Source organism: Achromobacter sp. EG18, from assembly GCF_059759395.1.
In genome coordinates this window covers 3613295-3625537 of sequence record NZ_CM186213.1, presented here as the reverse complement: position 1 = coordinate 3625537, position 12243 = coordinate 3613295, and the positions used below count along the sequence as shown (strand labels likewise).

Here is a 12243-nt window from a genome sequence, read left to right as displayed (position 1 = left end):
GTTCAGACCCGCGCCGGCAGCACCGTGCCCGAGCATTCGCCGAAACCGATGCGCGGATAGCCCGCCTTGACGCATTCGGCGCGGATGATGACCTGGTCGCCATCCTGCAGGAAGGTGCGCTTCTCGCCCCAGGGCAGCTCGATCGGTTGCTTGCCGCCGTGGTTCAGTTCCAGCAGCGAACCGGCTTCCGACGGTTGCGGGCCCGACAGCGTGCCGGTGCCGAGCATGTCGCCCGGTTGCAGATTGCAGCCGTTCACCGTGTGGTGCGTGATCAGCTGCGCCACGTTCCAGTAGGCATCGCGGAAATTGCTGCGCGACAGGCGGGCCGGCGCCTGCTCGCCGGCGCGCGATTGTTCGGTGGTCAGCAGCACTTCCATCTGCACGTCGTAGGCGCCCTTGGCACGGTTGGCGTCGGAGGCCAGGTACGGCAGCGGCTGCGGCTCGGACGGCCCGCGGTTCCACTGCGTGCGGAACGGCTCCAGCGCTTCCATGGTGACGATCCACGGCGAGATGGTCGAGGCGAAATTCTTGGACAGGAACGGGCCCAGCGGCTGGTATTCCCAGGCCTGGATGTCGCGCGCCGACCAGTCGTTCAGGATGCACAGGCCGAACACGTGCGCATCGGCGTCCGCCAGCTTGATGCGTTCGCCCTGGGCGTTGCCGGCGCCGACGAAGATGCCCAGTTCAAGTTCGTAGTCCAGCCGCGCGCACGGGCCGAACTGCGGCGTCTCGCCTTCGTTGGCGGGGCGGGTCTGGCCGACCGGACGAGGGAACTTCTGGTCCACGCCGATGCTGGAGGCGCGGCCGTGGTAGCCGATCGGCACCCACTTGTAGTTCGGCAGCAGGGGATTGTCGGGTCGGAACTGCTTGCCGATGGCGGTGGCGTGATGCACCGAGATGTAGAAGTCGGTGTAGTCGCCGATGCGGGCGGGCGTGGTGTATTCGGCGTCGGCCTGGGCCACCAGCAGCGGCTCGACCGTGGCGCGCAGCGCGGCGCCTTCCCGCAGCGCGCGCGAGAGCGCCAGGCGCAGCGCGCTCCAGTGGGTATGGCCCAGGGCCATCAGCGCGTTCAGGCTATCGCCCTGGCAGGCGGCCAGCGCCTCGGCGGCCGCGCCTTCGAAGGGCTTGGCGGCGGCCAGCGCGGCCAGGTCGACGATCTGGTCGCCGATGGCCACGCCGGGGCGGAACGATTCCTGCGAGCCCTTGCGGCGGAACGCGGCGTAGGGCAGGTTCTGCACCGGGAAGTCAGAGGTGCCGGTGTTGGCGCTGGCGACCCAGCTCTTGAGGGACGGGTCGTGGGTTTCGTTGATGGCGGTGGTCATGGGGGAGTGTCTCGTTCAATGTGTTTGTAAGGGCGCGGCGGGCGCCGGAAAAATCCAAAGCCAAACGGCGATGCGCTTGCGCGCATCGCCGTGGGCGGGCGTGACGGCGGAAAGGCCGGTCACGCCTTGGCGGGATCGAAATGCTTCTGCAGGCCCTGCCAGCACCGGTAATAGTCGCCCTGCAATTCTACCGAGGCCAGCGCCTGCGCCGTCGGGCGGATCACGCGCCGCGTTTCGAACATGAAGGCCATGGTGTCGCGGATGTAGTGCGCGCTGCTGGTGTCGGCGCGCGAGGCCTTCTCGAAGGTCTCGGCGTCGGGGCCATGGCCGCTCATGCAGTTGTGCAGGCTGGCGCCGCCGGGGGCGAAGCCGTCGGCCTTGGCGTCGTACACGCCCTGGATCAGGCCCATGAATTCGCTGGCGATGTTGCGGTGGAACCAGGGCGGACGGAAGGTGTTTTCCATTGCCAGGATGCGCGGCGGGAAGATGGCGAAGTCCATGTTGGCCGTGCCCGGGGTATCGGACGGGGCGGTCAGCACCGTGAAGATCGACGGGTCCGGATGGTCGTAGCTGATCGAGCCGATGGTGTTGAAGTGGCGCAGGTCGTACTTGTACGGCGCGTGCGTGCCGTGCCAGGCGACCACGTCCAGCGGCGAATGGCCGATCGCGGCGCGCCAGAAGCCGCCGGTGAACTTGGCGATCAGTTCGAAGTCGCCTTCCAGGTCTTCGTACCAGGCCACCGGCGTCTTGAAGTCGCGGGCATTGGCCAGGCAGTTCGAGCCGATCGGGCCCAGTTCGGGCAGGCGCAGCGCGGCGCCGAAGTTCTCCAGCATGTAGCCGCGCGCGCTGTCGTCCAGCAGTTGCACGCTGAAGCGCACGCCGCGCGGGATCACGGCGATCTCCAGCGGCTCCAGGTCGATCAGGCCCAGTTCGGTGGCCAGGCGCAGGCGGCCCTGCTGCGGCACCAACAGCAGCTCGCCGTCGGCGTTGTAGAAATAGCGGCCCTGCATCGAGCGGTTGGCGGCATACAGGTGGATGCCGACGCCGCCTTGTTCATCGGGGCCGCCGTTGCCGCCCCAGGTCTTCACGCCTTCGATGAAGTCGGTGGGCACGGTGGGAATGGGCAAGGGGCTCCAGCGCAGTTGGTTGGGCGTGACCGGGCCGTGACCGAACGCGCTTTCCCAGCCCTTGACGCCGCCAAACGGCTCGAACGGCTTGTGCTGTGCGCCCGGGCGGATGCGGTAGAGCCAGGAGCGGCGGTTCTCGCTGCGCGGCGCGGTGAAGGCGGTGCCGGATAACTGCTCGGCGTACAGGCCATAGGGGCATTGCTGGGGCGAATTGCGGCCCAGGGGCAGCGCGCCGGGCAGGGCTTCGGTGGCACAGTCGTTGCCGAAACCGGTCTGGTAGTGCAGTTCCATGGAATCCTCCTGGGGTGGCGCGCGATGCGTGGCCGCGCGGTCTTGGTCCTGGCGCGCCGGAGCGGATTTCCGGTGCCGATATGCCATTGTCGGAAAAATCCCCCGCTATGGCTACGGGAATGCAAAAATACCAACTATAAATTTCGTGAATAGTAGGGGTGCCTGATGGCGGACTTGCGCGACGTCGACCTGAACCTGCTGATCCTGTTCCAGCACCTGCTGGAGGACCGCAACCTGTCCGCCGTGGCGCGGCGCCTGGACCTGTCGCAGCCAGCGGTCAGCAACGCCCTGCGCCGGCTGCGGCTGGCGTTTGGCGACGAGCTGTTCGTGCGCACCGCGCAGGGCATGTTGCCCACGCCGCGCGCGCAGCGCCTGGCCGGCCCGGTGAGCGAGGCGCTGGCCCTGTTGTCGCAGGCCTTGCAGGACCAGGAGGCGTTCGATGCCGCCACCAGCACGCGGCGCTTTCGCGTGGCCATGACCGATGTCGGCGAGATCCATTTCATGCCACGCCTGATGGAGGTCTGCGTGCAGGTCGCGCCCCAGGTGCGCATCGACTCGGTGCGGGTGCAGGGCCCCGATCTGCCGCGGGAAATGGAGGCGGGCCGCGTCGACCTGGCCATCGGCGCCTTCGACGAGATGGGGGCGGGCACCTTGCAGCGCATGTTGTTCCGGCAGGGGTACGCCACGCTCTTTCGCCAGGCGCATCCCACGGCCCACCCCGGCATGGGATTGAAGGCGTTTCGCGCCGAGCGTCACCTGATCGTGTCGCGCGCGGCGCCCTACGGGCAGGTCAACCAGTCCATGGAACGGGCCGGCGTGCCGCTCGCCGAGCACTTCAGCGTGCCGCATTTTTCGGCGGTTCCGTACATCGTCAGCGCCACCGACCTGCTGGCGACCGTGCCCGAAAAGCTGGCGGCGAGCGCCGCGCAGCCATTCGGCCTGCGCTACATGACGCCGCCGGTGAAGGTGCCGGCGCTGCAGACCAATATGTACTGGCAGCGCCGCTACGATCGCGATGGCGGCAACCAGTGGTTGCGCGCCCTGATCGTCAATGCGTTTGCGGTGGGTTCGACGCCGGCGTGACCGACGCGCGGGCTTGCGCCAGCGCCTCGCGCAGTACCGCCATGTCGCCCAGGTGGTTGGCCAGCAGCAGGATCAGCGCCGCGTTCATTTCCTGGCTCTGCTCGTTGCTCAGGTCGCGATGGGCGTCGATCAGCGCTTCGTAGAAGTCGTCCGGCGCGGCCAGGTTGGTTTCGGTGTTCAGCATGGAAAAGGCCTCCGGGTTCTTCAGGCGCGGCCGATGGCGCGGTTGACGGCCGACGCCACCGCGTCGGGCTGGAAGGCGCGCCAGCGCGCGGCGATGTGCTGGTCGGGACGGATCAGGTAGGCGGTGCCCGCCAGCGCGTCATAGCGCTGGGCCAGCAGGCCTTCGGTGTCGACCACCGCCGCCAGGTCGGACGGCCAGCCCGCGGTATCGCAACCCGGACCCGCGACCAGCACGGGCTTGACCGGCACCGCCGCAAGTCGCAGCGCCCGCAGGGCCTGCAGCGTCTGCGCGTCGGGCGGGGCATCGCCGCAGAAATAGGCCAGCGCGAAACCGGCGTCCAGTTGCGACAGCCACCACGGTGAATCGCCCGGACCCTGCACCGGCGCATCCAGCGCCACCGCGCCGGGCCGCATGCGGCCGGAGAAGGCGTCGGTATCCGGCGTGTTCAGCGGCGAATCGGCGTAGGTGGCCGGCAGCGACAGGCGACCGCTGTTGACCAGCGTGCGCGCGAACGCATGGGTGCGGGCCAGGTTCAGCACCGCATTGCGGAAGCTGCGGCTGATGTCGCTCTTGGGCGTGATGAAATCGGTGGCGCGGGACGAATTCAGGATGTTCTCGTCGGCGGCGTGCTCGCGCTCGGCGGCGTAGCTGTCGATCAGCGATTCGGGCGCGTGGCCGGCCAGCACCAGGCGCAGTTTCCAGGCCAGGTTCTCGGCGTCCTGCACGCCGCTGTTGGCGCCGCGCGCGCCGAACGGCGAGACGCGGTGCGCCGAGTCGCCGGCGAACACCACGCGGCCGTGGCGGAACTTGTCCATGCGTTCGCAGGCGAAGGTGTAGACGCTGACCCATTCCAGGTCGAACTGCGCGTCCGGGCCGAGCAGGGCGCGGATGCGCGGCAGCACGTTCTCGGGCTTGACGGCCTCGACCGGGTCGGCGTTCCAGCCCAGCTGGAAGTCGATGCGCCAGACATTGTCGGGCTGCATGTGCAGCAGCACGGATTGATTCGGGTGGAAGGGCGGGTCGAACCAGAACCAGCGCTCGGCCGGGAAGTCGGCCTTCATCTTGACGTCGGCGATCAGGAAGCGGTCGCGGAAGATGCGGCCATGGCTTTCCTGGCCGATCAGCTTGCGCACCGGCGAGCGCGCGCCGTCACAGGCCACCAGCCAATCGGCGCGCAGCGCGTAGCCGCCTTCGGGGGTGTCGATCGACAGCACCACGCCGTCGCCGGCCTGTTCCAGGCCCACCACCTTGTTCTTCCAGCGCAGGTCGATGTTCGGTTCCTGGCGCGCCTGCTCGTACAGGTAGCCTTCGGCGTAGTACTGCTGCAGGTTGATGAAGGCGGGGCGGCGGTGGCCGGGTTCCGGCAGCAGGTCGAAGCGCCAGACCTCCTGGTCGCGGAAGAAGACCTTGCCCACGTTCCACGACACGCCCTTGTCGACCATGCGCTGGCCGACGCCGAGGCGGTCCCAGATTTCCAGGGTGCGCTTGGAAAAGCAGATGGCGCGCGAGCCGGTGGACAGGCGGTAGTCGTCGTCCAGCACCACCACCCGCACGCCCTGGCGTGCCAGGTCCAACGCCGTGGTCAGGCCGACCGGGCCTGCGCCCACCACCACCACCGGGTGGCGCGCCTGCGTCGCGGCGGCCTGGTCGGCGTGTTTTTCATAGGCGAACTCCATCGCCTGAAAGTCGATGTCTCCCACGGTTGTCTCCTGTGTGGGTCATTTTGTTTTTATGCGCGGCTGCGCGCGTCGCCGGCCGACTTCGGTGGCGGATTGCGTGTAGCCGTTTCGATCTGTGGAACAGCGGCCGGCGCGCCGGCCGCGCGGGATCAGCCCTCCAGCTGGGCCCACATTTCCAGGTCGCGCTTGTCGGTCCAGATGCGCGGATGGACGTGGCCGGTGGCTTCGTCATAGGCGCGCGACACGTCGAACGGCATGCAGTGGTCGAAGATGACCCAGTCGCTGTAGCGCGGCTTCATGAAGTCGTAGACCTCGCGGTAGATCGTCTTCAGGTCCTTGCCCTCGGCCACGCCGCGGTTGACCGCGCCGTACAGGTCGGTCAGGAAGGCGCGCGTGCCGGCCAGGCCCTGGCGCACTTCGGTGGCGTTCTTCAGCGCCGGGCCGCGGCCGGGCACCATCTTCTCGGCCTCGAAGCCCGACAGCGCATCCAGCGTGCTGGGCCAGTCGCGGAAATAGGCGTCGCCGCAGTAGGGGGTGGACTGGTATTCGACCAGGTCGCCGGCGAACAGGATCTTCTGCTCGGGCAGCCAGGCGATGGTGTCGCCCTTGGTGTGGCCGCGGCCGACCTGCAGCAGCTTGACCTCGAGGTTGCCCAGGTTGACGGTCATCTCGCCCTTGAACGTCATGGTGGGCCAGACCAGGCCGGGGGGAATCGATTCGGCGTTGCGGAACAGGCGCGGGAAACGGCCGATCTCGCTGGCCTTGTCCTGCTCGCCGCGTTCGGCGATCAGGTCGTAGGTGTCGCGGCTGGCCAGGATTTCCTGGGCGTTGTAGGCCGAGGCGCCGAACACGCGCACCGCGTGGTAGTGCGACAGCAGGATGTACTTGATCGGCTTGTCGGTGACTTCGCGGATGCGGCGGATGACGTCCTGCGCCATGACCGGCGTGGCCTGGGTATCGACCACCATGACGGCCTCGTCGCCGATGATCACGCCGGTGTTGGGATCGCCTTCGGCGGTGTAGGCGTAGGCGTTGTCGGACAGCTTTTCGAACGACACGACCTTGTCGCTCAGGTCGGCGTGCGAAGCGAATTGCTTGCTCATGGAGGCTCCTTCCACTTTTATAGGAATAGGGTGTGTGGACGGACTATAGCGTGGCGTTAGTGGTTGTGCAATACGTTTGCTATAAACGAATTGACCCTTTTTGGCAGGGATTCCCCTTGGGTTTCCGGGACCGCCCAAATGCATCCGGGCCGCGCAGGGCGGCCCGGGATGGGAACCTTTCGGACCAAAGGAGGCCCCAGGGGCTGGGATGGCGTCAGGCGGGGGCGCTCAGGTCTTCTGGCACTTCGGGCAGTAGTAGGTGGCCCGCTGGCCCTGGACGATGCGCTTGATCGGCGTGCCGCAGACCCGGCAGGGCTGGCCGGCGCGTTCATAGACCGCGGCGTGGATCTCGAAATAGGCGCCCGGCTCGCCGGTGGCGCCGACGTAGTCGCGCAGGGTGCTGCCGCCGGAGGTCAGGGCGTCGGCTAGGGTGGCGCGCACCATGTCCGCCAGGCGGTCGCAGCGGGCGCGCGACAGCTTGTTGGCCGGGGTCTTGGGATTGATGCGCGCGCGGAACAGGCTTTCGGAGGCATAGATATTGCCCACGCCCACCACCGCCATGCCGGCCAGCAGCACTTGCTTGATCGCGGCGCCGTGGTTCTTGAAGTGATGGTGCAGCCAGGCGCCGTCGAAGCGCGGGTCGAACGGCTCGATGCCGAGCCTGGCCAGCAGGGGGTGGTTTTCGACCGGTCCGTCCGCATCGGGATGCCACAACACCGCGCCGAAGCGGCGCGGGTCGTGCAGGCGCAGCACCGCCTGGTCGAAGATCCATTCGACGTGGTCGTGCTTGCGCAGGAATTCACCGGGCGCCACGCTGCGCAGCGAACCGGACATGCCCAGGTGCACGATCTGGGTGCCGTGGTCGAAGCGCAGCAGCAGGTACTTGCCGCGGCGGCCGCATTCGCGCACCGTGTGGCCGCCCACCAGGGCGGGCAGTTCGGCCGGGATGGGCCAGCGCATCCGGGACTCATGGACGACCAGCCGCGTGAGCGGGCGGCCGGTGATGACGGCGTCGATTCCGCGACGCGTGGTTTCAACTTCAGGCAGTTCCGGCATGAGCCAGTGTAAGATCATCAATTGCGTGTACGAAGATTGTGCCACCAACCGGACGGGCCGCGTGAAGTCGTCTTTCAAACAAATGAATATCGGGATTGCCGCGCTGGCGCTTGCGTTGGCCTCCACCCTGGCCCCTCAAGCCCAGGCCGCCGACAGCCGGACGCGGGATGCGACCGGCCCCCGCATGGCGCCCCAGAACCGCCAGCCTGAAACCGAGGTGATCCGCCTGCGTCCCGGCCAGCTGCCCTACGTGTCGCTGACCGCCGACATCTTCTACCGCGTGCTGGCTTCGGAAATCGCCGCCCAGCGCGGCATGTACGGCACCGCCGCCAACACCATGGTCGGCCTGGCGCGCGACACCGGCGATCCCCGCCTGGCGCGCCGCGGCCTGGAATTCCAGCTGGCCGGCGGCAACCTGCCCGGCGCGCTGGACGCGGCCCGTGTCTGGGCCCGTCTGTCGCCGAACGATCTTGAAGCCAGCTCCACTGAACTGGCGCTGGCCGCGGCCAACGGCCAGACCAAGGGCCTGTCGCAGGCGCTGCGCAACCGCATCGAGGCCTCGCGCGACAAGCCGGCCGCCATCGGCCAGGCCCTGGCGGTGCTGAGCCGCCTGAACGACCGCCGCCTGGCGTTGCGCATCCTCGACGAATCCCTGAGCGACAGCGTGCGCAAGCTGCCGGCCGCCCATCTGGCGCTGGCCGACGTGGCCTCGGCCGCCGGCGACTACCCGCGCGCCGCCCAGGAGGCTCGCGCCGCGCTGGCCGCCGATCCCAGGTCCGAGCCCGCCGCCCAGCGCGTGCTGGAGTACGGCGCCAAGGTCGATCCGCAGCGCGCGCAGGCCGAGGCCCAGGCCTATATCGCCCGCAATCCCAACGCCCGCAAGGTGCGCCTGATGCTGGCCGGCCAGATGGCCGATGCCGGCGACTACAACGGCGCCCTCGCCGAACTGCAGGCCATGTCGCGGCGCTCGCCGGAAGACTTCGACCTGCTCTTCATGCAGGCCCAACTGGCCTACAAGGCCGGCCAACTGCCGCAGGCCAAGACCCTGCTGCAGCAGTACCTGGACGTGCAGAACCAGCGCCAGCGCGCCATCGTGCCGGGCGCCACCGACGCCGGCGCCGCCGCGGCCGATGCCCACGTGCTGCTGTCGCGCATCGCCGAAGACCAGGGCCAGTACGATGAAGCCATCGCCGAACTCGGCCGCATCGACGACCCGTCGCTGCGCTTCTCGGCGCGCATGCGCCAGGCCGCCCTGCGCGCCAAGTCCGGCCGTATCGATGACGCCATCAAGATGGTCGACGCCGCCGCGCCCCAGGATGAGGAAGAACGCACGCTGGGCGTGCTGACCAAGGCGCAGATCCTGCGCGACGCCGACCGCGTCGGCCAGGCCGTCTCGGTGCTGGAGGCGGCCGACCAGGCGCTGCCCGATACCGTCGAAATCAAGTACGAACTGGCCATGCTGTACGAACGCCAGGACCGCCTGGCCGACCTCGAGCGCATGCTGCGCCAGGTCATCGCGCTGGATCCCGAGCATGCCCACGCCTACAACGCGCTGGGCTACACGCTTGCCGATCACAACCAGCGCCTGCCTGAAGCCCTGGACCTGATCACGCAGGCGCTGGAGCTCTCGCCCAACGATCCGTTCATCCTGGACAGCATGGGCTGGGTCAAATTCCGCATGGGCGACCAGATCGCCGCCGCCGACTACCTGCGGCGCGCCTACAGCGTGCGGCCCGAGGCCGACATCGCGGCCCACCTGGCCGAAGTGCTCTGGACCCAGGGCAAACGCGACCAGGCGGTCGAGTTGTTGCGCGCCGCGGTGCAGAAGGATCCCAAGAACAGGACCGTGCTTGACGTCATCAAGCGCCTGGGAGTCAGCCTGTGACGGCAGCGTCGCGCGGTCTCGGCCTGGAATGGATGCGCTGGGCGCTGCTGGCCATGCTGGCGTTCGTGCTGGCGGCCTGCACCACCACGCCCAAGCCCATTGAAGGCGCCTCGCCCGACGCGTTCTCGCGCATCGGACGCTTCGCCATCACGGTCAACGAGGAAAACGGCAAGCAGAGCGCCGTGCAAGGCGGCTTTTCCTGGTCGGACGATGGCCGCCGCTACGTGCTCGACCTGACCAATCCGCTCGGCTCGACCGAGGCGCGGGTCGAAGGCCAGCCCGGCGCGGCCAGCCTGACCAAGGCCGACGGCACCCGCCTGGTGGCCGACAACCCCGATGCCCTGGCCGAAGACGCCCTGGGCAGCAGCATGCCGGTATCCGGCATGCGCGACTGGCTGCGCGGCAAGCTGCCGGGCCAGCCCGAGGCCACCGATGTGTCCAACGACGACCTGGGCCGCCCCGTGGCCTTCGAGCAGGGCGGCTGGCGCGCGCGGCTGTCGCGCTACGACACGCTCGGCCCGCAGATGCTGGTGCTGGAGCGCCAGGAGCCGGGGCGCCGCATCATGGTGCGCCTGGTCGTCAACCAGCCCTGATTGCTACCGCTTCGTGACTTCCTCGACGGCCCTGCGGGGCCGTTGTGTCGTCTGGCTGTAGCACGTCCGCCCCGCTTCAATCAGCAAATAAGCGTTGCAAAATCGACTTTGTTACTGATTGATAGATTCTGTTTAACCTGAATAATTCTTCCGACACCCGCGCGCACGACCCCCGCGCGCGGCATGCAAGGCCGGTGGCCGCGGATCGCGCCGCCGCTTTTTTACGGAGAATGCCAATGTTCAGGAATACGCGGATCGCGACGATGCTCTTGGGGATCATCGCGGTGTTTTTCACTTTCCAGCTGCTGGTGGGCGGCATGGGTTTCGTCGCCCTGCGGCAGACCAACCAGGACGTCGGCCAGCTCTATCGCCTTTCCTCGCAGCAGGTCAACGCCGTGAACACGGCCGCGTTGTCCCTGGTGGCGGCGCGCACCGACCTGAGCCGTTATGCCACCCGGGTGGCGCAGGGCAACGCCAGCGACACCACCGCACTGCGCCTGGCGCGCCAGCGCATTGCCGCGGGTGACCGGGCCTTCCAGGGCTTTGCCGGCGGTTTGTCGGCGCAGGAGAAAGCTGAGTCCAAGGACCTGATCGAGGCCTACGGCAATCTCAGCAACAACCTGCAGAACGTCGGCAAGGTGCTAGAGGCCGGTGACATGGACGCCTACTTCAAGCAGGGCACGCAGCAGGTGCAGGAGCTGCTGGTGTCCGAGCGCGACGCCTTCATGCGTCGCGCCGAGACCACCGGGCAGGAGGTGATGGACGAGATCTCGCTGTTTCACACCATCTTCAGTTCGCTGCTGGCCGGCATCCTGGTGCTGGGCCTGTTGATGGCGGTGGGCGCGCACGTGCTGATCCGCCGCATGATCGTGCGGCCGCTGCTGGAAGCCGGCGACATCTTCCGCCGCATCGCCGAGGGCGACCTGACGCGCCGCGTGGCCGATCGCGGCCGCAACGAGATCGGCGCGCTGCTGGGCGCCCTGCGCGCGATGCAGGACAGCCTGGTGCGCACGGTGTCCACGGTGCGCCGCGGCGTCGATGAGATCAACGTCGGCGCGCGCGAGATCTCGTCCGGCAATGCCGACCTGTCCAGCCGCACCGAAGAACAGGCCGCCTCGCTGGAGGAAACCGCCGCCAGCATGGAAGAGCTGGCGACCACGGTGAAGCAGAACGCCGACACCGCCCGTGAAGCCAACCGCATGGTGGCCGCCTCGGCCGCCGTGGCGCAGCGCGGCGGCGAGGCCGTCTCCAGCGTGGTCGAGACCATGCGCGCCATCCAGGGCAGCTCGTCGCGCATTTCCGACATCGTCGGCGTGATCGACGGCATCGCCTTCCAGACCAACATCCTGGCGCTGAACGCCGCGGTCGAGGCCGCGCGCGCCGGCGAGCAGGGCAAGGGCTTTGCCGTGGTCGCCAGCGAGGTGCGCACGCTGGCCCAGCGCAGCGCCGCCGCCGCCAAGGAAATCAAGCAGCTCATCGAGGACTCGGCGCAGAAGGTCGGCGTCGGTTCCGAGCAAGTGGAAACCGCCGGCGCCACCATGCGCGAGATCGTCGATTCGGTGCAGCGCGTGACCAGCCTGATGGGCGAGATCTCGGCCGCGTCGGAGGAACAGGCCACCGGCATCGACCAAGTCAACCGCGCCGTGACGCAGATGGACGGCGTGACCCAGCAGAACGCGGCGCTGGTGGAGCAGGCCGCCGCCGCGGCCGGCGCGCTCGAAGAGCAGGCGCGCCAGCTGGCGGGCGCCGTGGCGGTGTTCAAGCTGCCGGAAGGGCAGGTGATCGAGGCCCCGGCCGACCGCCTGGCCGGCCGCGTCGCGCCGCAGATCGCCTGATCCGCGTCCGAGGGCGGGGTCCAGGTCCGGGCAAGCCGGGGCCTATTCCCGTTGCGCCGTTCCTTGCGGACGATAGGATCGGTCT

General features: G+C 68.4%; 10 protein-coding genes. 4 read left to right on the top strand and 6 right to left on the bottom strand.

What is annotated here, in order from left to right:
• Window positions 1-2: 2 nt before the first annotated feature.
• Together fahA and hmgA are read right to left on the bottom strand one after the other, a co-directional pair.
• A complete protein-coding gene (gene fahA / locus AC6CR5_RS16610) occupies window positions 3-1322 on the bottom strand; it encodes a fumarylacetoacetase (RefSeq protein ID WP_498084735.1) in 1320 nt (439 codons plus the stop codon).
• Between the two features lie 119 nt (window positions 1323-1441).
• On the bottom strand, window positions 1442-2740 hold the full coding sequence (gene hmgA / locus AC6CR5_RS16605; protein ID WP_498084734.1) for a homogentisate 1,2-dioxygenase: 1299 nt from the start codon (window positions 2738-2740) through the stop codon (window positions 1442-1444).
• A gap of 165 nt (window positions 2741-2905) precedes the next feature.
• Here hmgA and AC6CR5_RS16600 point away from each other — a divergent pair, with 165 nt between their 5' ends.
• Window positions 2906-3823 carry a LysR family transcriptional regulator gene (locus tag AC6CR5_RS16600; RefSeq protein ID WP_498084733.1) on the top strand — a complete coding sequence of 306 codons (918 nt, stop codon included), beginning with the start codon at window positions 2906-2908 and terminating at the stop codon, window positions 3821-3823.
• Here the strand turns inward: AC6CR5_RS16600 and AC6CR5_RS16595 are convergent.
• The 4 genes from AC6CR5_RS16595 to mutM all read right to left on the bottom strand — a co-directional run bounded on the left by AC6CR5_RS16595 (window position 3789) and on the right by mutM (window position 7845).
• The gene (locus tag AC6CR5_RS16595) at window positions 3789-4007 is read right to left on the bottom strand and encodes a DUF2783 domain-containing protein (RefSeq protein WP_026384824.1); all 219 of its coding nucleotides are present in this window, start codon (window positions 4005-4007) and stop codon (window positions 3789-3791) included. The genes AC6CR5_RS16600 and AC6CR5_RS16595 overlap by 35 nt on opposite strands.
• Before the next feature lie 20 nt (window positions 4008-4027).
• The gene (locus AC6CR5_RS16590) at window positions 4028-5707 is read right to left on the bottom strand and encodes an FAD-dependent oxidoreductase (protein WP_047991870.1); all 1680 of its coding nucleotides are present in this window, start codon (window positions 5705-5707) and stop codon (window positions 4028-4030) included.
• 128 nt (window positions 5708-5835) lie between these two features.
• The gene (locus AC6CR5_RS16585) at window positions 5836-6789 is read right to left on the bottom strand and encodes an MBL fold metallo-hydrolase (protein WP_006385919.1); all 954 of its coding nucleotides are present in this window, start codon (window positions 6787-6789) and stop codon (window positions 5836-5838) included.
• A gap of 228 nt (window positions 6790-7017) precedes the next feature.
• Window positions 7018-7845, bottom strand: coding sequence for a bifunctional DNA-formamidopyrimidine glycosylase/DNA-(apurinic or apyrimidinic site) lyase (gene mutM / locus AC6CR5_RS16580; RefSeq protein ID WP_026384827.1), 828 nt, complete (start codon window positions 7843-7845; stop codon window positions 7018-7020).
• Here mutM and AC6CR5_RS16575 point away from each other — a divergent pair.
• The 3 genes from AC6CR5_RS16575 to AC6CR5_RS16565 all read left to right on the top strand — a co-directional run bounded on the left by AC6CR5_RS16575 (window position 7844) and on the right by AC6CR5_RS16565 (window position 12158).
• Window positions 7844-9730: a tetratricopeptide repeat protein gene (locus AC6CR5_RS16575; protein WP_006385921.1), complete on the top strand. Its 1887-nt coding sequence runs from the start codon at window positions 7844-7846 to the stop codon at window positions 9728-9730. The two genes, mutM and AC6CR5_RS16575, sit on opposite strands and share 2 nt — an antisense overlap.
• A 32-nt stretch (window positions 9731-9762) precedes the next feature.
• Window positions 9763-10323, top strand: coding sequence for a lipoprotein insertase outer membrane protein LolB (gene lolB / locus AC6CR5_RS16570; protein WP_020926327.1), 561 nt, complete (start codon window positions 9763-9765; stop codon window positions 10321-10323).
• A gap of 236 nt (window positions 10324-10559) precedes the next feature.
• Window positions 10560-12158 carry a methyl-accepting chemotaxis protein gene (locus AC6CR5_RS16565; protein ID WP_498084732.1) on the top strand — a complete coding sequence of 533 codons (1599 nt, stop codon included), beginning with the start codon at window positions 10560-10562 and terminating at the stop codon, window positions 12156-12158.
• Window positions 12159-12243 lie beyond the last annotated feature (85 nt).

Excerpts from the sequence above, each read along its gene's own strand:
- fahA (WP_498084735.1), bottom strand. The coding sequence starts at position 1,322 with ATGACCACCGCCATCAACGAAACCCACGACCCGTCCCTCAAGAGCTGG.
- hmgA (WP_498084734.1), bottom strand. The coding sequence starts at position 2,740 with ATGGAACTGCACTACCAGACCGGTTTCGGCAACGACTGTGCCACCGAA.
- AC6CR5_RS16600 (WP_498084733.1), top strand. The coding sequence starts at position 2,906 with ATGGCGGACTTGCGCGACGTCGACCTGAACCTGCTGATCCTGTTCCAG.
- AC6CR5_RS16595 (WP_026384824.1), bottom strand. The coding sequence starts at position 4,007 with ATGCTGAACACCGAAACCAACCTGGCCGCGCCGGACGACTTCTACGAA.
- AC6CR5_RS16585 (WP_006385919.1), bottom strand. The coding sequence starts at position 6,789 with ATGAGCAAGCAATTCGCTTCGCACGCCGACCTGAGCGACAAGGTCGTG.
- AC6CR5_RS16575 (WP_006385921.1), top strand. The coding sequence starts at position 7,844 with ATGAGCCAGTGTAAGATCATCAATTGCGTGTACGAAGATTGTGCCACC.
- mutM (WP_026384827.1), bottom strand. The coding sequence starts at position 7,845 with ATGCCGGAACTGCCTGAAGTTGAAACCACGCGTCGCGGAATCGACGCC.
- lolB (WP_020926327.1), top strand. The coding sequence starts at position 9,763 with ATGCGCTGGGCGCTGCTGGCCATGCTGGCGTTCGTGCTGGCGGCCTGC.
- AC6CR5_RS16565 (WP_498084732.1), top strand. The coding sequence starts at position 10,560 with ATGTTCAGGAATACGCGGATCGCGACGATGCTCTTGGGGATCATCGCG.